This window comes from Flavobacterium sp. UBA6135, assembly GCF_002428305.1.
Lineage (GTDB): Bacteria > Bacteroidota > Bacteroidia > Flavobacteriales > Flavobacteriaceae > Flavobacterium.
The window spans coordinates 114751-135133 of the sequence record NZ_DIVJ01000048.1; the positions used below are offsets into that span (position 1 = coordinate 114751).

The window sequence follows — 20383 nt, forward strand, 5'->3', positions numbered from 1 at the left end:
TGTTTTGAAGATATGATTAGTAAATATTTTTACATAATTTTAAACGGTGCAAATTTAAAAATTAAAATACAAATGCCCTATATGAATTAACAAATGTCTAAACGATTTCTATTTATTTATATTGATTCTAAATAAATTAGATTTCAGTATTAATAACTTACTCCGTTAATACAAATAAAAAAAAACAGCTAATCTTGTAAAAAAAAGGCTTACCTAAAATCTTAATTTAAAACTAAGCGATATTTAGTATATTTACGTTTTGAATCTAAATAAGAAATATGTCACGTAAAATTTTACTTCTACTTATTATCTTCTCAAGTAGTAATTCATTCTCTCAAATCCTTAATGAGGTGCATCCTGCATACAACATTAAAAGTATTGCATTCGTTCAAGGCGGACAAAACGTAGTGCCAATATTTAGATTAGGGGACAGTTTTAGATTAATTTTTGATGATTTATATGGCGATGAGGCCAATTATTACTATACTATCACACATTGCGATTACGATTGGAAAAAATCGCAACTTAATCTAAACGAATACATTTCGGGGTTGGACAATCAGAGAATTATTGATTATGAAAATTCATTTAACACCCTGCAGTTGTATTCGCATTACAGGTTGTCTTTTCCTAACCAATTTACTCGTGGTTTTCTTGTAAGTGGAAATTATATTATTAAAATATTGAACAATAACCAAGAAGTGGTTTTTTCAAGAAAATTTATTCTATATGAAGATATTGTTTCTGTTCCAACACAAGTAAAAAACCCTAGAGATGTAAAATTTATTACTCAAAAACATAATTTGGAATTTACCATCAGACCCAACAATCTTTTACTTCAAGACCCGGTCAAAAACATAAAAGTTTTATTATTACAAAACGGTATTTTTAATACTGCTATTACAAATGTAAAACCCATGTTTACTTTGGGAACAGATTTAATATATCGCTATGATAAAGAAACCCAATTTTGGGCCGGAAATGAATTTTTAGCATTTGACAACAAAGACATCAGGGTTGCATTAAATGGCGTTAGACGCATTGAGTCTCAGGGAGGAATTTACAATACATATTTATACACTAACCCAGCCAGAGGAAATGTTCCCTACACTTTTTTTCCGGATGTTAATGGGATATTTTTGCCGAGAAATATAAACGCTTCAACCAACGATGCTGTTGAAGCAGATTACAGTTGGGTGTTTTTTAGTTTGAGTGCTCCTGCTTATTTTGGAAAAAAAGATATATACGTAACAGGAATGTTTAACAATTATGCTTTAATTCCGGAGTTTAAATTGGATTACAATAAAGACAACGGACTTTATGAAAAAGCATTAATTTTAAAACAAGGATTTACCAATTACCAATATACATTAGCTGACACAAACGGAAAAGTAGATTTTGAAAATGCATTAGACGGCAATTTTTTTCAAACCGAAAACAACTATGATGTTTTGGTGTATTACAGAGCAAACAATGATCGATATGACAGAATTATAGGCCGCGGAAATGCAAGTTCCATCAATATTATTAAGTAATATTTTTCATGGCAACAAAAAAAAGAAAAGATTATCGGGGAACCAAATGCTTAAATTGCAACCACCCACTTGATTCTAGTGATCGATTTTGTTCTAATTGTGGTCAAAAAAACACGACTAAACGACTTACAATTAAAAATTTTATAGAAGAATTTCTATCTAATTTTTATGCTTATGATTCCAAAATAAAAAGAACCGTTGTCTCTCTTTTTACCAAACCGGGAAAAGCAGCTTTAGATTTTATAAATGGAAAAAGGCTATTTTATGCCAATCCTTTTCGATTTTACTTGAGTGTATCTTTACTCTATTTTATTTTTTCCGGATTTTTAGACAAATATAATATTGGTTACAATCATCCATTAGAAACAGCTTCCTACGCAAACGAGCCCAGTCCAAATAAAATAAGAAATCAATTGAGAAAAGATTTTATCGCAATTGATTCAACCAATACAGATTTTAATCAGCTTGATTCAATAGTTCAAAATCAACAAAAAGATAATAAAACAGACACACTGCCCAAAGTGTTTAAAAAAGAAAGCGAACTTGAAAAATCAAATTTTGTAATAAAATCATATAAAAAGTGGCAAACATTTTTAGATTATTATGGCGAAACAAAAAGCACAAACATTGATTCTTGTCTTACTGTTCTAGAATATAAAAATACAGGCTGGAACAGGTACATTTTCAAAAAAAGCATAGACAGCCACATGTTGGATTTCAATGACAAAAAAAGTAAAAAGGCATTTTTTGATTACGTTATGGCTAAGATTCCTTTTTTACTTTTTATCTCACTTCCATTTATAACCATTGTATTTTCCATAATATACTTCAGAATGCATTTAAACTATGCCGAACACTTAGTGTTTGTTTTTAATTTTATGTCGTTCTTCTTTATCTTAGTCTTCATTGATGAATTATTAAATATTTTCGTGCCATTTGATTTATCCACACTCTATGGTCTTGGTATTCCTTTTTATTTTTACAAAGCATTAAGAAATTTTTATCAACAAAGTAGATTGATTACAATTATAAAATTTGTAATTTTGAACTTTATGTTGAGTATAACTGCTTTATTAGTAGCAGTTTTTATGTTTGTAATTGTATTTTTAATGTATTAATTATGGTTTCGCAAATAACCAGAGGTATAAAAATTTCAGTCGCTACTAGTTTTGAAGGCACTTACTTCAAAAACTACAAGCTTCATTTTGCCTTCAGCTACCATATTACCATAGAAAACCACAGCAAAGATTCAGTACAATTGTTGTCCCGTTACTGGGAAATTTTTGATTCTTTGAACGACAAAGAAGTTGTTAGTGGTGAAGGTGTAATTGGCAAGAAACCAGTATTGAAGCCTGGCGAATCTCATGTTTACAGCTCCGGTTGTTTATTGGCTTCACCTCTTGGTTCTATGAAAGGCTTTTTTACCATGATTAATTTTACTTCAACTCGAAAATTTAGAGTAATAGTTCCAACCTTCAGATTGAACGCCCCTTTTGCGTTGAACTAATTATCATTTTCTTATTTTAAATCAAAGTAATGTATCGAAATTTTAATTTTTCGTACATTTGCACACATTTTATTTCCTAATTCTAAAAACACAACACTATGCTTAAAGGATTTTTTCATGTGCCAAAAGCGGTTAATGAGCCTGTAAAATTATATGCTCCTAACAGTCCTGAAAAAGAAGCTGTTTTAGCAGCATACAAACAACTATGGAATTCCAAAATTGACGTTCCGTTATATATAGGTAAAGAAGAAATTCGCACCGGAAACACCAAAAATATGAGTGCCCCACATGATCACCAACATATTGTAGGAACCTATCATTTAGCCGAAAAAAGTCATGTTGATAAAGCTATAGCAAATGCTCTTGAATCAAGAACAGCTTGGGCCGCCATGCCATGGGAACAACGTGCTGCTATTTTCTTGAAAGCTGCAGAATTAATTGCCGGTCCGTATCGTGCAAAAATTAATGCTGCCACCATGATAGCTCAATCTAAAACAATTCATCAAGCGGAAATTGATGCTTCTTGTGAATTGATTGACTTTTTGCGTTACAATGTGGAATTCATGACACAAATTTATAACGACCAACCCACATCAGATTCATCCGTTTGGAACCGAGTGGAATACAGACCATTGGAAGGTTTTGTTTATGCAATCACACCTTTTAATTTTACAGCAATTGCTGCAAATCTTCCTGCCAGTGCAGCTATGATGGGTAACGTTGTGATTTGGAAACCAAGCGATAGTCAAGTGTTTTCTGCAAAAATAATTATTGATGTATTCAAAGAAGCCGGAGTTCCTGATGGGGTAATCAATGTAGTATTTGGTGATCCTGTGATGATTTCAGACACTATTTTTGATCATCCTGATTTTGCCGGAATTCATTATACGGGTTCTACTTTTGTGTTTAAAGAAATCTGGAAAAAAATTGGAACAAACATTCACAAATACAAAACGTATCCAAGAATTGTTGGAGAAACCGGCGGAAAAGATTTTATCATTGCCCATCCAAGTGCGAATGTAAAACAAGTAGCTGCAAACTCAATTAGAGGTGCTTTTGAATTTCAAGGTCAAAAATGTTCAGCCGCTTCAAGAGCGTACTATCCAAAAAGCTTGTGGCCGGCAATAAAAGAAGAAATGGCTAAAGAAATGGCAACCATCAAAATGGGTTCACCTGAAGATTTTTCTAATTTCTTTACTGCGGTAATTCATGAAGGTTCCTTTGATAAATTGGCAAAATATATTGATCAGGCTAAAAAAGATAGTGATGCCGAAATTTTATTTGGCGGAAACTATGATAAATCAAAAGGCTATTTTGTTGAACCAACAGTAATTTTGACTACCAATCCAAAATATGCAACAATGGAAACCGAATTATTTGGTCCGGTTTTAACCGTTTATATTTATGAAGATGCCAACTGGAAAGAAACATTACAATTGATTGATCAAACTTCAGAATACGCCTTAACAGGAGCTGTTTTCAGTCAAGATCGTTATGCAATTGCAGAAGCAACACATGCTCTAGAAAATTGTGCGGGTAATTTCTACATCAACGACAAACCAACCGGAGCAGTTGTAGGAATGCAACCTTTTGGAGGAGCAAGAGCTTCCGGAACGAATGACAAAGCAGGTTCTGCTCAAAATTTGTTGCGATGGGTTTCTCCTAGAACAATCAAAGAAACTTTTGTAACAGCAGAAAATTATAGGTATCCATTTTTAGGATAATCTAATTTTTATACAAATCAAGAGTCCCGACAAAAATCGGGACTTTTTTATACTTTAAATTTCAATGGCAAATGAACTACTTTCTTTGTCTCAAAAAATTCCTCTGAAAAATAATTTGACAAATTATATTCTGTTGCGTTCGGAAAATTTTTTAATTCTTCGGTTAAATCGCCTCCTTTTAAATATAAAATACCGTTTTTGAGTTCATGATTTTGTTGTTTTTTGATTTTGTCTTTTATCCATGAAACAAAATCAGGCATATTGGTTACGGCTCGACTTATGATAAAATCAAATTCTCCTTTTGCATTTTCAGCACGTAATTGTTCGGCTTTTACATTCTTTAATTCTAAAGCAGCAGCTACTTCGTTAACCACTTTTATTTTTTTGGCAATCACATCAATCAAATAAAATCGAGTTTCAGGAAACAGAATCGCTAACGGAATTCCGGGAAAGCCTCCACCGGTTCCAACATCTAAAACCGTTGATTTTGGTTGAAATCCCATTACTTTAGCAATCCCTAATGAATGTAAAACATGTTTGACATACAATTCATCAATGTCTTTTCTAGAAATAACATTGATTTTTGCGTTCCAATCGTGGTACAATTCACTCAGTTTTTCGAATTGATTTACTTGATTTTCAGATAGATTAGGAAAATACTTAAGAATTTCTTCCATATTGTGTCATTTTTAACAAAAGTAAACAATTTGATGTTGAAATTTTATTGTTTGTTCATCGTTATCATTTATATTAATACTTACCTTTGGGAAAAATTATAAAATACATGAATACCACAATACCGACTTTTTCAAAACAAGATAATTTAAAATTTTTTAGAACGCTTAACTCTCGGGTTAACAATTACTTCAAAGAAAATAACATTCAAAAAACAGGAAACTGGAAACTTCACTTAAAAACTATTGTGATGTTCTCTATTTTTTTAACTCCCTATTTTTTCCTTTTAGCAATGGATATGCCGTTTTGGACCTATCTTTTACTTAATGTAGTTATTGGTATTGGAATGGCTGGTGTTGGAATGAACGTAATGCATGATGGTAATCACGGTTCTTATTCAAACAAACCATGGTTAAACAAAATCATGGGTGGAAGCATTTATATTCTAGCCGGAAATGTATATAACTGGCAGGTACAGCACAATGTTTTACACCATACATACACTAACATTGCGGGTCATGATGAAGATTTAGATGCAGGACGAGTAATTCGTTTTACGAAACAAGCTGAATGGAGATATTTTCACAAATTCCAACATTATTATTCTGTATTTTTATATGGTTTGCTAACTTTTAATTGGGCAATTACAACTGATTTCAAACAAATGAGAGCGTATTTGAAACGCAAATTATCTTATGGTGAACCAAAAAGTCCTAAAATTTTATGGACAACATTAATTATTACTAAGGTTATTTATTTCTCTATTTGGTTAGTATTACCAATGGTAATGGGAATCACTTGGTGGAAAGTAATTCTAGGTTTTGCCGTAATGCACTATACTGCTGGATTAATTCTAAGTATTGTTTTCCAATTAGCACACGTTGTAGAAGAAACAACAAATCCTGTTCCTGATGAAAATGGCGAAATTGAAAACACTTGGGCCATTCACCAACTTTTCACAACTGCCAATTTTGCACCTAAAAACTGGATTGTAAATTGGTACACTGGTGGTTTAAATCATCAAATTGAACACCATATTTTTCCAAACATCAGTCACATCCATTATGGAAAAATTGCTGATATTGTAAGAGAAACAGCAAAAGAGTGCAATCTTCCTTATCATGAATTCAAAACCATGCGAAGTGCCGTTATTGCTCACTTCAAACATCTGAAAGAGTTGGGTCAAGAACCTCAAATGGCATAAGTAGATTACTTTTTAAAATTTAAACACACAAAACACAACTATAATGAATTCGTTATCGGATAGAATTAACAATTTATCTACCTCTCAAACTTTAGCCATGGCAGCATTGGCTAGAGAATTAAAAGCACAAGGAAAAGATATCATCAGTTTAAGTTTAGGCGAACCTGATTTTAACACGCCCGACTTTATTAAAGAAGCGGCAAAAAAAGCAATCGACGAAAATTACAGCACTTACTCTCCGGTTGATGGTTATGCCGAATTAAAAGAAGCCATCTGTCGAAAATTCAAAAGAGATAACAATTTAGACTATAAACCGGCAAACATTGTTGTTTCAACCGGTGCAAAGCAATCACTTTACAACATTGCTCAAGTGATGTTAAACGAAGGTGATGAAGTTATTTTACCCGCTCCATATTGGGTAAGCTACTTCGAAATCATCAAAATGTCAGGTGGCGTTCCTATTGAAGTTCCAACCTCTGTTGAAAGCGATTTTAAAATCACCGCCGAACAATTAGAGAAAGCAATTACACCAAAAACCAAAATGATTTGGTACAGCTCACCGTGCAACCCAAGCGGATCTGTTTACAGTCGTGAAGAGTTTACCGCTATTGCCAAAGTATTGGAAAATTATCCAAACATTTATGTCGTGGCTGATGAAATCTACGAACACATCAATTTTTCAGGAACTTTTTGCAGCATTGCTTCCGTTCCGGGAATGTTTGAAAGAACCATTACAGTAAATGGAGTTGCAAAAGCCTTCGCAATGACAGGTTGGAGAATTGGTTATATTGGAGCACCGGAATTTATTGCGAAAGCGTGTACAAAAATGCAAGGCCAAGTGACTTCAGGAGCCAATTCTATTGCTCAACGAGCTACGATTGCCGCTGTAGATGCCGACCCAAAAGTATTGAATTATATGGTGGAAGCTTTCCATAAAAGAAGAGATTTAGTCGTTGGTTTAATCAAAGAAATTCCGGGACTAAAAATCAACGTTCCTGAAGGGGCTTTTTATGTATTTCCTGATGTATCATCATTCTTTGGAAAGACATTACGAGGAACCTTAATTAAAGACGCAACCGATTTTTCGATGTATTTGTTAGCCGAAGCCAACGTAGCAACCGTAACCGGAGATGCGTTTGGAAACCCTAATTGTATTCGATTTTCTTATGCAACAAGCGAGGAACAACTCATAGAAGCTTTAAGAAGAATCAAAGAAGTTTTAGCTTAAAACATATACCGCCTCAAGGAAACTTGGGGCTTTTTTATTTATAATTCACATTAAAAATGTCAAAAATCCTCCTACTAGGTTCCGGAGAACTCGGAAAAGAATTTGTCATCGCCGCACAACGAATTGGCCAAACCATCATTGCGGTTGATAGTTATGAAAATGCTCCCGCTATGCAAGTGGCTCACGGTTTTGAAATCATCAATATGTTAGACGGTGCCGAACTCGACCGAATTGTCGCCAAACACCAACCTGATTTTATCGTTCCTGAAATTGAAGCCATTAGAACCGAACGTTTTTATAACTACGAAAAACAAGGCATAACCGTCGTTCCATCCGCAAAAGCGGCAAATTTCACTATGAACCGAAAAGCCATTCGTGATTTGGCAGCAAAAGAATTAGGATTACGAACAGCAAATTATCGATACGCAACTTCTTCAGATGAATTGCAAAAAGCAGTTTCAGAAGTTGGAATTCCATGTGTCGTAAAACCTTTAATGAGTTCCTCCGGAAAAGGACAATCAACTATCAAATCAACCGAAGACATTGCCAAAGCTTGGAATTATGCTGTGGAAGGTTCTCGTGGTGATGTGGTTGAAGTAATTGTGGAAGCATTTGTCAATTTTAATTCCGAAATCACGTTATTAACCGTGACTCAAAACAATAATTTACCTACTTTATTTTGTGCTCCAATTGGTCACCGACAAGAACGTGGCGATTATCAAGAAAGTTGGCAACCGGCAAAAGTTTCTGAAAAAGACATTTTGGAAGCTCAAGACATGGCAAGAAAAGTGACCAAAGCCTTAGGTGGAGCCGGATTATTTGGCGTGGAATTTTTCTTGACTGATGAAGGCGTTTATTTCTCCGAACTATCACCCAGACCACACGATACCGGAATGGTTACCTTAGCCGGAACGCAAAATTTTAATGAGTTTGAATTACATTTACGAGCAATTTTGAGTTTATCAATTGCCGAAATTACCTTAGAAAAAGCCGGTGCGAGTGCCGTTATTTTAGCTTCTGAAAATTCAAGCAATCCAACTTATTCAGGTATTGAGCAAATTGCTGCTTTACCAAAAACTGACTTCAGAATTTTTGGCAAACCTACTTCAAGACCGTATCGCAGAATGGGTGTTGCTTTGGTAAGTGACACATTAGAAACTCCGATGGAAGAAATTATAGAAAAGGCAAAAGCTGCGGCTAAATTAGTAAAAGTAAATGCTTAATGGCTTTAATTTTAGACAACATATCAAAAATTGTATCACTTTCTGAAGAGGAAAAAAAATTGTTTTTGTCTAAAACTGAAACGCAACATTACAAAGCAAAAACCATTTTGCACAATGCCGGAGAAATTTGCAAGGAATCTTATTTTGTAAATTCGGGATTACTGAGGAGTTTCAACATTAATGATAATATTGTGGAACATGTGCTACATTTTGCCTGCGAAGGTTGGTGGATTGGTGACATGTACAGCTTACTTTCTCAAAAGCCTGGCAATTTGTTCATAGAAGTTTTAGAAGATTCAGAAGTGGTTGTGTTATCAAAAGAAAATCAAGAACAATTGTATTTTGACATTCCGAAGTTGGAACGCTTCTTTAGAATTTTAACCGAAAATTCATTGGTTGCTCATCAAGAGCGGTTGATGGATAATTTAAGTTTATCTGCAGAAGATCGTTTTGATAAATTTTGCAAACGATATCCAACACTCATACAACGGGTTCCTCAAAAGCAAATTGCATCTTATATTGGTGTGACCCCTGAGTTTTTTAGCAAAATGAAAAGTCGGATATTGAGGAAGTAGTTGTCTGTTCTCTGACAACCGACAATGGATAACAGACAACATTTCTTAACCTACATTAAGTGTCTAACCTCAAAATGTGTAGTAAATTTGCACTATAAATAACATCAAATCTTATTCGTTATGAAAAACACAATTTTACACAAAGCCAATGAAAGAGGTCATGCTGATCACGGATGGTTGAATGCATATCACAGTTTTAGTTTTGCTAATTGGTACAATCCTGATAAAGTTCAATTTGGCGTTTTGAGAGTTTTGAATGATGATACCGTTGCCGCCGGAATGGGATTTGGAATGCATCCGCACGATAATATGGAAATTATAACCATTCCATTGGAAGGTGATTTGGCTCACAAAGATAGTATGGGAAACGCCGAAACCATCAAATTTGGTGATGTTCAAGTGATGAGTGCCGGAACCGGAATTCGTCACAGTGAGTTTAATCCGAATGCTGACAAGCGAACAAAATTGTTACAAATTTGGTTGTTTCCAAACAAAAGAAATGTAGAACCTCGTTACCAACAAATCACACTAGATGTGAATGACAGACACAATAAATTACAACAAATTTTATCTCCAAATCCGGATGATGAAGGTGTTTGGATTCACCAAGATGCTTGGTTTCATTTGGGCAAATTTGAAAAAGGGTTAACTGAAAATTACACTATTAAAAGAGAAGGAAATGGTGTTTATGCATTTGTTATTTCTGGAAGCGTAACAATTAATGGTCAAGCTTTAGATACCCGTGATGCATTGGGAATTTGGGATACTGAAAAATTAGAAATTGCGGCTACATCAGATGCTGAAGTTTTACTTATGGATATTCCTATGGAATAATAAAAGTCTGAAATAATTTTAGTAACTTAGACCTGATAAGAACATCCTTATCAGGTTTATTTTAAATTTAATAGTATGTCAGAAGAAATAAAACTAAACATAAGCGATAAAAACGGCTTCTTTTTTGTAGAAGTTGCCGGTAAATCAGAAGCTAAAATGACTTTTGTTTTTGCCGGTGAAGATAAAATTATCATTGATCACACGGAAGTGAATCCCGGTAATAACGGCAAAGGTTTTGGGAAAAAAATGGTGACCCAAGCGGTTGTCATGGCTCGAGAAAGGAACTTAAAAATCATTCCATTGTGCCCTTTTGCTAAAAGTGTTTTTGATAAAACCCCTGAGCTTAGAGATGTATTGTAAACCATAAATTAAAAAAATATGGAACCAAATAACGAAAAGAAAGAATATACAAACGGCGAAATAACAGTGGTTTGGGAAGCAGGAAAATGTATTCATTCCGGAAATTGCGTTCGAAATAATCCTGATGTTTTTCAACCAAAAGAAAAACCTTGGATTAAAATCGACGGATCCACTTCCGAAAAAATCATGGATACAGTTAACAAATGTCCGTCAGGTGCTTTAACATTTTACAGAAATAAATAGTATTTTTGCTTAGGTCTAATTAAACTTTTAAACTTTAAAGTAAAAATAATGAAAGCATACGTATTTCCTGGACAAGGAGCTCAATTCACAGGAATGGGCAAAGAATTATATGAAACTTCTTCAATTGCAAAAGAACTATTCGAAAAAGCCAATCAAATATTGGGTTTCCGCATTACTGACATCATGTTTGAAGGAACTGCTGATGAATTAAAAGAAACAAAGGTGACACAACCGGCCGTTTTTTTACATTCTGTAATTTTGGCCAAAACCTTAACCGATTTTAAACCGGATATGGTAGCCGGACATTCTTTAGGTGAATTTTCCGCCTTAGTTGCCAATGGAGCGTTATCTTTTGAAGATGGCTTGAAACTAGTTTCTCAACGAGCTTTAGCCATGCAAAAAGCCTGTGAAATCAAACCTTCAACAATGGCTGCTGTTTTAGGTTTAGATGACAGAATTGTAGAAGAAGTTTGCGAAGCTATTGATGGTGTTGTTGTTGCGGCAAATTATAATTGCCCTGGACAATTGGTTATTTCAGGTGAATTTTCTGCAGTAGAAAAAGCGTGTGAAGCCATGAAAGCTGCCGGAGCAAAAAGAGCATTGTTGCTTCCCGTTGGAGGAGCATTCCACTCTCCAATGATGGAGCCGGCAAGAGAAGAACTAGCTGCTGCAATTGAAGCAACCACTTTTTCAAAACCTATTTGTCCCGTATATCAAAACGTTACAGCAAGTGCGATTTCAGATGCAGAAGAAATTAAAAAGAATTTAATCATTCAATTAACTGCTCCGGTAAAATGGACACAATCTGTTCAACAAATGATTGCTGATGGTGCTTCAAGTTTTACAGAAGTGGGGCCCGGTAAAGTTTTGGTTGGATTAGTGAATAAAATTAACAAAGAAGTGGAAACTATTTCGGCTTAATCTGAAAGTTTATAAAATCTAAATCCTCATAATTTTCAATCATGAGGATTTTTTTTATTTCAACCATTTTGCATCTTCGCAATGATTATTTAAAATCCCTGTAATCAGAATTTTATTGGCACTTGATTCAAAAAAAACAAACCTAGTAGTTCTTGAATTTGCTTTGTAAAAAATATATTTTTCGCCTAAATGAACCAACTCTGAGGGTGTAATTTTATTCGGAAAAGTTTCAATACTGTTAATTGTGAAATAAACAATTTTATCCACATAGTTTTTTGCATTTTCGGGATAACTGAAATAATCTTCTTTAAAAAGAGTAAAAATCAAATCATCCAGCTGATTAACCACATCAAACCTAAAAACTATTTCTTCCAAGGGTAAGCATTTATTCTTTTGTGTATTTCAGCTTTAAATTCTTCAACAGACAATCCCTTTTTGAATTCTTCGTCAAAATTAAAATCCGCACCAATCCCTTGTTGCTTTTTTACTTCGTAAGCAGAAGTTGGCTCTTGAACTTTGTTCTTTTTAGGATTCTTATCAGACATTTTAAATGATTTATAAAAACAAATTTAAAAAATAAATCCTAAACAATCTTCTTGTTTAGGATTTTATAAATGTAAATCTCAATTTTCTAACTTCTAATTTTTTGCTCCCATTTCCAAGCACTTTCCAAAGCTTGCTCCAAAGAGAGTTCAGTTTTCCATCCTAAAATTTTATTTGCTTTTTCGGTATCCGCATATGCTTCAATCACATCACCTTCTCTTCTGTCAACAATTTTATATGGTAATTTCTTTCGACTTACTTTTTCAAAAGCATGAATAACTTCTAAAACTGAAGAACCTTTTCCGGTTCCTAAATTAAACACTTCAACATTTTCTAGATTCTTTTTATCAATCAATCGTTGCAACGCAATAACGTGAGCTTTTGCTAAATCTACCACATGAATGTAATCCCGAATACAAGTTCCGTCAGGAGTTGGATAATCATTGCCAAAAACCGACAGTTCTTTTCGCAATCCCATAGCAGTTTGAGTTATGAAAGGCACTAAGTTTTGAGGAACTCCTAAAGGTAATTCGCCAATAGCTGCACTTTCATGAGCTCCAATCGGATTAAAATATCGCAATAAAACGGCTTTAATATTAGAAACTTTGGCTACATCTAAAATGATTTCTTCCCCAATTTGCTTGGTGTTTCCATACGGAGACATTGCGGGTTGAATGGGTGCATCTTCAGTAATAGGCATATTTTTGGCTTGACCATAAACCGTACACGAAGAACTGAAAATAAAATGAGCTTCAGGTTTTTGTTGTAACTCCTGTAGAATATAAACTAAAGAATTGATGTTGTTTTCATAATACAACAAAGGATTTTCTACACTTTCACCAACCGCTTTTGAAGCCGCAAAATGTATAATTCCGGTTACATCGGAATGTTTTTTAAAAAATGATTGCACAGCAGCCTTGTCTCTCACATCCATTTTTTCAAATTCAGGTTTCTTTCCTGTTATTGAAAAAATGCCATCTAAAACAGCTAAAGACGCATTCGATAAATTATCAATGATTACAACCTCAAATCCTTGGTTTTGTAATTCAACTACGGTATGCGACCCAATAAATCCTAAACCTCCTGTGACAACTATTTTCATGTATTTTATTGAATAAAACTTGAATGATTAACTAAAGTATTCTAAAACTGAATTGGTTATGAATTTGATTTGTTCGTCATCAAGTTCGGTATGCATTGGCAATGAAATTACTTCTTGAACTAATTGATTGGTCACCGGAAAATCTTCTTCTTTATAACGAGTATCAGCATATGCTTTTTGTGAATGCAACGGAATCGGGTAATAAATCGCACATGGAATTCCTTTACTAACCAAATGATCTAGCAACGCATTTCTATCAGCATCTATAATTCGCAACGTATATTGGTGAAAAACGTGACAATCACAACTGTCACAAATCATTGGTGCAATAATGTTTTTATGCCCTTCAAACGCTTTTGAATACTTTCTTGCAGCATCTTGACGAGCCGCATTATATTCATCTAATAAGGGTAGTTTTGCATTTAAAACCGCTGCTTGAATACTATCTAAACGAGAATTTACCCCTACCACATCATGATGATAACGCACATACATACCGTGGTTTACAACTCCACGAATCGTATGAGCCAAAGCATCATCATTGGTAAAAATAGCTCCACCATCACCATAACATCCTAGATTTTTTGAAGGGAAAAACGAAGTAGCTCCTACATGACCAATCGTTCCCACTTTCCTTTTTACACCATCTCTTGAAGTAAAATTGGCACCAATAGCTTGAGCATTATCTTCAATTACATATAAATTATGTTCTTTAGCAATTTCCATAATCGCATCCATGTTGGCAGCTCTTCCAAACAAATGCACCGGAACAATCGCTTTTGTCTTTGGTGTAATCGCTTTTCTGATTCCGTCAAGCGAAATATTCATATTTACCATGTCCACATCCACCAAAACCGGTGTCAGTTGCAACAACGCAATTACTTCAACCGTTGCGGCAAAAGTAAAATCAGCAGTAATCACTTCATCACCCGGTTGCAATCCCAATCCCATCATGGCAATTTGAAGAGCATCTGTTCCATTGGCACAAGGAATTACGTGTTTTACGCCTAAATAATCTTCTAAACTCTTTTGAAATTCATGAACTTTTGGTCCATTGATATAAGTATTTGTATCTAAAACTTCTTGAATAGAAGTATCAACAGTTTGTTTTATTTTTTCATATTGACTTTTTAAGTCAACCATTTGAAGTTTTCTCATGCTTATTGATTTAATTTTTTAAAAACGTCTTAAAATTCGTTTCAACTAACAAAAGTAATTATTTGCGAGGTGATAACAATGAAAATTGTTTAAAGTAATGTATTTTAGCATCACAATTTTTTTTACATGTTAACCTTATATTCATTCCTAGTTTCAATAGCCGGATTTTTTCTGAAAATTGTCGCATTATTTAATCCAAAAATGAAACTTTTTGTTGACGGTCGAAAATCAGTTTTTGAAACTTTATCAAAAAACATTTCTAATTCAGATAAAACCATTTGGTTTCACGCCGCTTCATTGGGCGAATTTGAACAAGGATTACCGGTGATGGAAAAAATTAAAGTTCATTTTCCGAATCATAAACTTGTAGTCACATTTTTTTCGCCTTCTGGTTATGAAGTTCGAAAAAATAATACAATTGCAGATGTTACTGTTTACTTACCACTTGATACAAAACAAAATGCGAAACACTTTTTAGATAGTGTTCATCCCGAATTGGTATTTTTTATCAAATATGAGTTTTGGCCCAATTATTTGAATGAACTAAAAAATAGAAAAATTAGCACCTATTTAATTTCAGGTATTTTCAGAGAAAATCAAGCATTTTTTAAATGGTATGGTGGTTTTTACAGAAAAGCTCTAAATTCATTTGATTACTTTTTTGTGCAAAATGAATCTTCCAAAAAATTAGTACAACAATTAGGTTTTCAAAATGTAAGCGTTTCAGGAGATACCCGATTTGACCGGGTGGTTTCCATTTTAGAACGCGAGAATCACTTGGATTTTATTGAAAAATTCAAAAACAATACGTTGACAATTGTTATCGGAAGTTCTTGGCCAAAAGACGAAGAATTGTTGGTAAATTTTATCAATCAATCTTCTGAAAACATAAAATTCATTATCGCTCCACATAATATCAAATCGGAACAAATTCAGGGTTTACAAAAATCGTTGTCAAAAAAATGCATTTTATTTTCTGATATAGCTTCAGGTCGTCACCTTTCTATTAATGAACATGATGTTTTCATCATTGACACCATTGGTGTTTTAACCAAAATTTACAGCTATGCTGATATTGCTTATGTTGGTGGTGGTTTTGGAAATCCGGGTGTTCACAACCTATTAGAACCTGCAACTTTTGGCGTCCCAATTGTAATTGGCCCTAATTATTCGCATTTTGCTGAAGCAACTGCACTTGTAAATATAGAAGGCTGCATTTCTGTCTCCAACCAAAACGAATTGAATGATGCCTTTTTAAATTTGATTTCAAATGACGATATTCGCCATGAAAAAGGTCACATTAGCAGCACATTTGTGCAAATGAACAAAGGAGCAACGGATAAGATTGTTTCCCATATTCTTAATGAAAACTTAAAATAAAAAACCAAATTATCTAAAAATTGTATCTTTCCAAACTAAATTAAACACCATGAAATTTTTACGTTTATTATTACTTTTCGTTTGTTTTTCTGCCTTTTCTCAACAAGGCGGCATGTGGATTCCTTCGTTACTAGAAGGAATGAATGAAAAAGAGATGAAATCATTGGGCATGAAAATGACAGCCAAAGATATTTATGATGTCAACAATTCAAGCATGAAGGATGCCGTTCCTCATTTTAACAACGGTTGCACTTCAGAAGTCATTTCTCCTAAAGGATTAATTTTAACAAATCACCATTGTGGTTATGGCCAAATTCAATCGCATTCAACCGTTGAAAACGATTATTTAGAAAAAGGATTTTGGGCAATGAATTTATCCGAAGAATTAGCAAATCCGGGAATGGTGGTCACATTTATTGTAAAAATAGAGGATGTTACCGGCAAAGTGTTGGAAAACACACAAGCCATTTCGAACGAAGCTGACAAACAAAAGAAAATTCAAGAAAATATTTCCGCTTTAACCAATTCACTTCCAAAAGAAAGTTGGCAAGAAAATAGAATCAGAACTTTTTATGACGGCAATCAATACATTTGGTTCGTAGTTGAAACATTTAAAGACATTCGTTTAGTTGGAGCACCACCATCATCAATTGGGAAGTTTGGTTCTGATACTGACAATTGGGTTTGGCCACGTCATACCGGAGATTTTGCTCTATTCAGAATTTATGCAGACAAGAACAATCGTCCGGCAGCTTATTCTGCCGAGAATGTGCCTTACACGCCAAAACATTATTTTCCGGTATCAACAAGTGGTGTTCAAGAAGATGACTTTACCATGGTTTTTGGTTATCCGGGAAGAACACAAGAATATTTACCGGCAGTTGCAGTAGAACAAATTGTAAATGATTTGAACCCTGCCAAGATTGAAGTTCGCGATGTCGCCCTAAAAATTCAAGATGGATTTATGCGAAAAGACAAAGCCATAAAAATTCAATATGCCGCCAAATTTGCTTCTGTTGCCAATTATTGGAAAAAATGGATTGGCGAAAATAAAGGTTTAATAAAATCGAATGCTGTTCAAATAAAAAAAGATTTTGAAAAAGACTTTATGAATAAAGTTGCCAAAGCAGGAAAACAATCTGAATACGGAAACTTACTTTCAGAATTTGAAACTAACTACACAGCCATCGCTCCATATGCTTTAAGTCGTGATTATTTTATGGAAGTGGTCATGCGTAATACCGAATTATTGAGTTTCGGATACCGCCTCTATCAATTAGAACAGCTTTATAATGCAAGAGGCGAACAAGCTTTTAACGATAGAAAAGCAAACCTCATCTCTGGATTTGAAGATTTATATAAAGACTTCAACCCAACTGTTGACGAAAAAGTGATGGAACAACTTATTGAAATATACGCCACAAAATCGCCTAAAGAATTGTTGCCACAAGAACTATTGAATCAAGATTTAAAAGCCAAAACTGCTGAAATTTTCAAAACCTCAAAATTAACAAGCTACAATGGTTTGAAGGAAATGTTAAGTGGCGATGCAAAAACTGCCGTTGCAACCATGAATCAAGATATTGGCTATCTTTTTGTGAAAATGCTTGCTGAAGCTTACAACAAAAATGTTGCCCCAAAATTTGATGAAATCAATTTGAAAAACACGGCCTTGCAACGCACTTACATGAAAGGTATTTTAGAATTGAGTCCAAAAGAAGCTCGAATTTTTCCGGATGCCAATTCAACGTTGCGTGTAACCTACGGAAAAGTGAAAGGTTATGCACCCGCTGACGCTGTTTACTACAGCCCTGTGACTTATTTAGACGGTGTAATGGAAAAATACATTCCGGGTGATTATGAATTTGATGTGTCGCCAAAATTAATTGAACTTTATAACGCTAAAGATTACGGCCCTTATGGTGAAAACGGAAAAATGCCGGTAAACTTTATCGGAACCAACCACACCACAGGTGGCAATTCAGGAAGCCCTGCAATTGATGCTCACGGAAATTTAATCGGATTAAACTTTGACCGTGTTTGGGAAGGGACCATGAGTGATATCTATTATGATCCTGAAATTTGTAGAAATATAATGGTAGATGTACGCTATATTTTATTTGTTATTGATAAATATGCCAATGCTAAGCATTTAATTGATGAAATGACATTAGTTACACCAAAAAATAATAAGAAGAAATCTAAAAAATGATGACAATTTGTATTGGTTGTCATTTCACAAATAATTGCCCTTTTTTTGATTCAGAATTATCTTAATTTTCAACACTCAAACGTTTGAAAAACAATAGTTTTATTTTTTAAAAAAAAAATTAACTAAAATATTTTGTTGAACCAAAAAATTTATATCTTTGCGTCGAATTAATAATTAACCTTTTATAATTTAGTAAGATGAAAAAAGTAATTTTAAGCTTAGTATTAGTAGCTGCAATGTCAGTTTCTTTCGTATCATGTAAAGAAAAAGAAAATGAAGTAGTAGAAGAAGAAGTAACAGAAGAAGTAGCTCCAGAAGTTATCGAAGAGGCTTTACCTGTTGTAGATTCTTTGGAAGTTGAAGCTCCAACTGCTGAGTAATTAGCAAAAAGCTAACAAAAAAAATTAATCCCGACTTGTTCGGGATTTTTTTTTGGATGTAAGTCAAAAAAAAATGTTTTTAAAACAAAAAAACTCTATCTGCAGAAGCAAATAGAGTTTTTGTACTCAAGGCGGGACTTGAACCCGCACGGGCATTACTGCCCACTGGATTTTAAGTCCAGCGTGTCTACCAATTCCACCACTCGAGCATTATTAAGGTAGATGAGCGAAAAACGGGATTCGAACCCGCGACCCCCACCTTGGCAAGGTGGTGCTCTACCAGCTGAGCTATTTTCGCATTACGGTTTTTATAAGAACAGCACCACTTCTTTAGCAATGCGGATGCAAATGTACTATATTTATTTACTTTTACAAGTGTTTTTTTGAAAAAAATTGCCTGAAAAAACTAACTTTTTGAATGTTAATTCAATAGCAATTACTTTTTAAGCAACATTCGCTTAATTTCAATAAAAAAATTAGTATATACTAAACTCTTGTTTTTTGAATTCACAAAAAATAAATAGAAAAAAATTAGGAATATTCCTTTTTTTTTTTTTTGTTTAGCTCTCATAATCTTAAAAACATATAAATTATGAAAAAACTTTTTTTTAGTCTAACGGCTATAGTAATGTTTAGTGCAACTAGTTTTGCAAAAACAATTGAAATTGAACCTATAGAAAAAACAATTGAAAACATTAGTTTTTCTGAAGAATTTTCGAATTTAAATTCTGAGGAAATAACAATTTGTTATGAAGTAGGTAGAACGGTAACTGAACCAGTACCTGGAATTCAATTGATAACAGTTACTTACAGATGTAGAGAATTTCCTGATTCAGGATTGGGTGATGGTACTGTATATATTAATGCTCAATAAATAAAAGTATTCCACCCCTTACGGGGTGGCTTTTTAATAATTATAAAAATGAAAAAATTATTTATATTTTTTATAGCCTTTTCCCACATTGTAGTATCGCAAACTATTACTGGAAACTACGTTGTGCAAAAAATTGGTGGAATAGGAGGAGATAGAAAGTTAACCGAAAAATCAAAAAAAGTTGATATTTATAAGTATACTTTCTATGACAATAAATCGAAAATAGAGTTAATTAATCCTACTGGTACTCAAATTGATACTATTATAAAATATAACTCGCAATATGACTTTAATTATGAAACTGTTGAAACAGTGATTGCACCTTCAAAGTCAATATATAGTAAAGATTTGCTTAATAATTCATATGAAAGATTTTGGATTATAAACGACAAAGAAAATTATATAATAGAAAAATTACCTGTCATGAATTGGACAATATCTAATGAAACTAAAATATTAGAAGGTATATTATGTAAAAAAGCTACTACGACATTAACAAATTATGGTTACACCATAAAATATACGGCATGGTATAGTGAAAAAGTTCCCGTAAATGATGGCCCTTTCGATTATGGCGGACTGCCTGGATTAATCTTTGAAATTAGTGCTGAAAATTTATTTGTCTGTAATTTAATAAATTTTAAATATGATGAAAAATTAAAAACTATTATCGAACCTATTCGGGTTAGCAAAAAAGATTAAATA

22 protein-coding genes and 2 tRNA genes are annotated in these 20383 nt (G+C 33.6%); 17 read left to right on the top strand and 7 right to left on the bottom strand.

The window, feature by feature from the left end; genetic code table 11:
• Nucleotides 1–278: 278 nt before the first annotated feature.
• From B3L86_RS12085 to pruA, 4 genes are all read left to right on the top strand, one after another.
• Nucleotides 279–1535 carry a DUF5103 domain-containing protein gene (locus tag B3L86_RS12085; RefSeq protein WP_291119495.1) on the top strand — a complete coding sequence of 419 codons (1257 nt, stop codon included), beginning with the start codon at nucleotides 279–281 and terminating at the stop codon, nucleotides 1533–1535.
• Between the two features lie 8 nt (nucleotides 1536–1543).
• Nucleotides 1544–2653 carry a DUF3667 domain-containing protein gene (locus B3L86_RS12090; protein ID WP_291119497.1) on the top strand — a complete coding sequence of 370 codons (1110 nt, stop codon included), beginning with the start codon at nucleotides 1544–1546 and terminating at the stop codon, nucleotides 2651–2653.
• A gap of 2 nt (nucleotides 2654–2655) precedes the next feature.
• A complete protein-coding gene (gene apaG, locus B3L86_RS12095; RefSeq protein ID WP_291119499.1) occupies nucleotides 2656–3042 on the top strand; it encodes a Co2+/Mg2+ efflux protein ApaG in 387 nt (128 codons plus the stop codon).
• 98 nt (nucleotides 3043–3140) lie between these two features.
• Nucleotides 3141–4766, top strand: coding sequence for an L-glutamate gamma-semialdehyde dehydrogenase (gene pruA, locus B3L86_RS12100; RefSeq protein WP_291119501.1), 1626 nt, complete (start codon nucleotides 3141–3143; stop codon nucleotides 4764–4766).
• A 47-nt stretch (nucleotides 4767–4813) separates the two neighbouring features.
• Here pruA and rsmG read toward each other — a convergent pair whose 3' ends face one another.
• Complete coding sequence (gene rsmG / locus B3L86_RS12105; protein WP_291119503.1) at nucleotides 4814–5443, bottom strand: 16S rRNA (guanine(527)-N(7))-methyltransferase RsmG; 630 nt, start codon at nucleotides 5441–5443, stop codon at nucleotides 4814–4816.
• Between the two features lie 107 nt (nucleotides 5444–5550).
• Here rsmG and B3L86_RS12110 point away from each other — a divergent pair, with 107 nt between their 5' ends.
• The 8 genes from B3L86_RS12110 to fabD all read left to right on the top strand — a co-directional run bounded on the left by B3L86_RS12110 (nucleotide 5551) and on the right by fabD (nucleotide 12029).
• Nucleotides 5551–6645: a fatty acid desaturase family protein gene (locus tag B3L86_RS12110; RefSeq protein ID WP_291119506.1), complete on the top strand. Its 1095-nt coding sequence runs from the start codon at nucleotides 5551–5553 to the stop codon at nucleotides 6643–6645.
• 43 nt (nucleotides 6646–6688) lie between these two features.
• Nucleotides 6689–7873, top strand: coding sequence for a pyridoxal phosphate-dependent aminotransferase (locus B3L86_RS12115; protein ID WP_291119509.1), 1185 nt, complete (start codon nucleotides 6689–6691; stop codon nucleotides 7871–7873).
• Between the two features lie 56 nt (nucleotides 7874–7929).
• The gene (gene purT, locus B3L86_RS12120) at nucleotides 7930–9096 is read left to right on the top strand and encodes a formate-dependent phosphoribosylglycinamide formyltransferase (protein WP_291119512.1); all 1167 of its coding nucleotides are present in this window, start codon (nucleotides 7930–7932) and stop codon (nucleotides 9094–9096) included.
• Nucleotides 9096–9671, top strand: coding sequence for a Crp/Fnr family transcriptional regulator (locus B3L86_RS12125; RefSeq protein ID WP_291119515.1), 576 nt, complete (start codon nucleotides 9096–9098; stop codon nucleotides 9669–9671). Before purT ends, B3L86_RS12125 begins: the two co-directional genes overlap by 1 nt.
• A 120-nt stretch (nucleotides 9672–9791) precedes the next feature.
• Nucleotides 9792–10505, top strand: a complete 714-nt coding sequence (locus B3L86_RS12130; RefSeq protein ID WP_291119518.1) for a pirin family protein — start codon at nucleotides 9792–9794, stop codon at nucleotides 10503–10505.
• A gap of 75 nt (nucleotides 10506–10580) precedes the next feature.
• Nucleotides 10581–10865, top strand: coding sequence for a GNAT family N-acetyltransferase (locus B3L86_RS12135; protein ID WP_291119521.1), 285 nt, complete (start codon nucleotides 10581–10583; stop codon nucleotides 10863–10865).
• Nucleotides 10866–10883: 18 nt separating this feature from the next.
• Nucleotides 10884–11108, top strand: a complete 225-nt coding sequence (locus B3L86_RS12140) for a (4Fe-4S)-binding protein (protein ID WP_291119524.1) — start codon at nucleotides 10884–10886, stop codon at nucleotides 11106–11108.
• A 48-nt stretch (nucleotides 11109–11156) separates the two neighbouring features.
• Nucleotides 11157–12029 carry an ACP S-malonyltransferase gene (fabD, locus tag B3L86_RS12145; protein WP_291119527.1) on the top strand — a complete coding sequence of 291 codons (873 nt, stop codon included), beginning with the start codon at nucleotides 11157–11159 and terminating at the stop codon, nucleotides 12027–12029.
• 54 nt (nucleotides 12030–12083) lie between these two features.
• Here the strand turns inward: fabD and B3L86_RS12150 are convergent, their stop codons facing one another.
• The 4 genes from B3L86_RS12150 to B3L86_RS12165 all read right to left on the bottom strand — a co-directional run bounded on the left by B3L86_RS12150 (nucleotide 12084) and on the right by B3L86_RS12165 (nucleotide 14832).
• Nucleotides 12084–12404 (bottom strand): hypothetical protein, encoded by a 321-nt coding sequence (locus B3L86_RS12150; RefSeq protein ID WP_291119530.1) that lies wholly within the window; start codon nucleotides 12402–12404, stop codon nucleotides 12084–12086.
• Complete coding sequence (locus tag B3L86_RS12155; RefSeq protein ID WP_291119533.1) at nucleotides 12392–12574, bottom strand: hypothetical protein; 183 nt, start codon at nucleotides 12572–12574, stop codon at nucleotides 12392–12394. Before B3L86_RS12155 ends, B3L86_RS12150 begins: the two co-directional genes overlap by 13 nt.
• Before the next feature lie 86 nt (nucleotides 12575–12660).
• A complete protein-coding gene (galE, locus tag B3L86_RS12160) occupies nucleotides 12661–13674 on the bottom strand; it encodes a UDP-glucose 4-epimerase GalE (protein ID WP_291119536.1) in 1014 nt (337 codons plus the stop codon).
• A 27-nt stretch (nucleotides 13675–13701) separates the two neighbouring features.
• Nucleotides 13702–14832: a DegT/DnrJ/EryC1/StrS family aminotransferase gene (locus B3L86_RS12165; RefSeq protein WP_291119539.1), complete on the bottom strand. Its 1131-nt coding sequence runs from the start codon at nucleotides 14830–14832 to the stop codon at nucleotides 13702–13704.
• A 126-nt stretch (nucleotides 14833–14958) separates the two neighbouring features.
• Between B3L86_RS12165 and B3L86_RS12170 the strand changes: the two genes are divergently transcribed.
• The 3 genes from B3L86_RS12170 (at nucleotide 14959) to B3L86_RS12180 (ending at nucleotide 18804) form a co-directional block, all read left to right on the top strand.
• Nucleotides 14959–16212 (top strand): 3-deoxy-D-manno-octulosonic acid transferase, encoded by a 1254-nt coding sequence (locus B3L86_RS12170; protein WP_291119541.1) that lies wholly within the window; start codon nucleotides 14959–14961, stop codon nucleotides 16210–16212.
• 49 nt (nucleotides 16213–16261) lie between these two features.
• Entirely contained in the window at nucleotides 16262–18424 is a 2163-nt protein-coding gene (locus B3L86_RS12175; protein WP_291119543.1) for a S46 family peptidase, read from the top strand.
• A gap of 197 nt (nucleotides 18425–18621) precedes the next feature.
• Complete coding sequence (locus B3L86_RS12180; RefSeq protein ID WP_291119545.1) at nucleotides 18622–18804, top strand: hypothetical protein; 183 nt, start codon at nucleotides 18622–18624, stop codon at nucleotides 18802–18804.
• A gap of 123 nt (nucleotides 18805–18927) precedes the next feature.
• On the opposite strand, the gene B3L86_RS12185 is transcribed toward B3L86_RS12180, so the two are convergent.
• Both B3L86_RS12185 and B3L86_RS12190 read right to left on the bottom strand, forming a co-directional pair.
• A tRNA-Leu gene (locus B3L86_RS12185) sits at nucleotides 18928–19013 on the bottom strand.
• Between the two features lie 16 nt (nucleotides 19014–19029).
• Nucleotides 19030–19102: transfer RNA gene (locus B3L86_RS12190), tRNA-Gly, on the bottom strand.
• Between the two features lie 294 nt (nucleotides 19103–19396).
• Here B3L86_RS12190 and B3L86_RS12195 point away from each other — a divergent pair.
• Entirely contained in the window at nucleotides 19397–19678 is a 282-nt protein-coding gene (locus B3L86_RS12195; protein WP_291119547.1) for a hypothetical protein, read from the top strand.
• 48 nt (nucleotides 19679–19726) lie between these two features.
• Nucleotides 19727–20380, top strand: coding sequence for a GLPGLI family protein (locus B3L86_RS12200; RefSeq protein WP_291119548.1), 654 nt, complete (start codon nucleotides 19727–19729; stop codon nucleotides 20378–20380).
• Nucleotides 20381–20383: the final 3 nt, after the last annotated feature.

Bases quoted from the DNA above. Each gene is read 5' to 3' on its own strand.
- purT (WP_291119512.1), top strand. From the start codon at position 7,930: ATGTCAAAAATCCTCCTACTAGGTTCCGGAGAACTCGGAAAAGAATTT.
- B3L86_RS12155 (WP_291119533.1), bottom strand. From the start codon at position 12,574: ATGTCTGATAAGAATCCTAAAAAGAACAAAGTTCAAGAGCCAACTTCT.
- B3L86_RS12110 (WP_291119506.1), top strand. From the start codon at position 5,551: ATGAATACCACAATACCGACTTTTTCAAAACAAGATAATTTAAAATTT.
- B3L86_RS12180 (WP_291119545.1), top strand. From the start codon at position 18,622: ATGAAAAAAGTAATTTTAAGCTTAGTATTAGTAGCTGCAATGTCAGTT.
- B3L86_RS12170 (WP_291119541.1), top strand. From the start codon at position 14,959: ATGTTAACCTTATATTCATTCCTAGTTTCAATAGCCGGATTTTTTCTG.
- galE (WP_291119536.1), bottom strand. From the start codon at position 13,674: ATGAAAATAGTTGTCACAGGAGGTTTAGGATTTATTGGGTCGCATACC.
- B3L86_RS12135 (WP_291119521.1), top strand. From the start codon at position 10,581: ATGTCAGAAGAAATAAAACTAAACATAAGCGATAAAAACGGCTTCTTT.
- fabD (WP_291119527.1), top strand. From the start codon at position 11,157: ATGAAAGCATACGTATTTCCTGGACAAGGAGCTCAATTCACAGGAATG.
- B3L86_RS12130 (WP_291119518.1), top strand. From the start codon at position 9,792: ATGAAAAACACAATTTTACACAAAGCCAATGAAAGAGGTCATGCTGAT.
- pruA (WP_291119501.1), top strand. From the start codon at position 3,141: ATGCTTAAAGGATTTTTTCATGTGCCAAAAGCGGTTAATGAGCCTGTA.
- rsmG (WP_291119503.1), bottom strand. From the start codon at position 5,443: ATGGAAGAAATTCTTAAGTATTTTCCTAATCTATCTGAAAATCAAGTA.
- B3L86_RS12175 (WP_291119543.1), top strand. From the start codon at position 16,262: ATGAAATTTTTACGTTTATTATTACTTTTCGTTTGTTTTTCTGCCTTT.
- apaG (WP_291119499.1), top strand. From the start codon at position 2,656: ATGGTTTCGCAAATAACCAGAGGTATAAAAATTTCAGTCGCTACTAGT.
- B3L86_RS12140 (WP_291119524.1), top strand. From the start codon at position 10,884: ATGGAACCAAATAACGAAAAGAAAGAATATACAAACGGCGAAATAACA.
- B3L86_RS12090 (WP_291119497.1), top strand. From the start codon at position 1,544: ATGGCAACAAAAAAAAGAAAAGATTATCGGGGAACCAAATGCTTAAAT.
- B3L86_RS12085 (WP_291119495.1), top strand. From the start codon at position 279: ATGTCACGTAAAATTTTACTTCTACTTATTATCTTCTCAAGTAGTAAT.
- B3L86_RS12125 (WP_291119515.1), top strand. From the start codon at position 9,096: ATGGCTTTAATTTTAGACAACATATCAAAAATTGTATCACTTTCTGAA.
- B3L86_RS12115 (WP_291119509.1), top strand. From the start codon at position 6,689: ATGAATTCGTTATCGGATAGAATTAACAATTTATCTACCTCTCAAACT.
- B3L86_RS12195 (WP_291119547.1), top strand. From the start codon at position 19,397: ATGAAAAAACTTTTTTTTAGTCTAACGGCTATAGTAATGTTTAGTGCA.
- B3L86_RS12200 (WP_291119548.1), top strand. From the start codon at position 19,727: ATGAAAAAATTATTTATATTTTTTATAGCCTTTTCCCACATTGTAGTA.
- B3L86_RS12165 (WP_291119539.1), bottom strand. From the start codon at position 14,832: ATGAGAAAACTTCAAATGGTTGACTTAAAAAGTCAATATGAAAAAATA.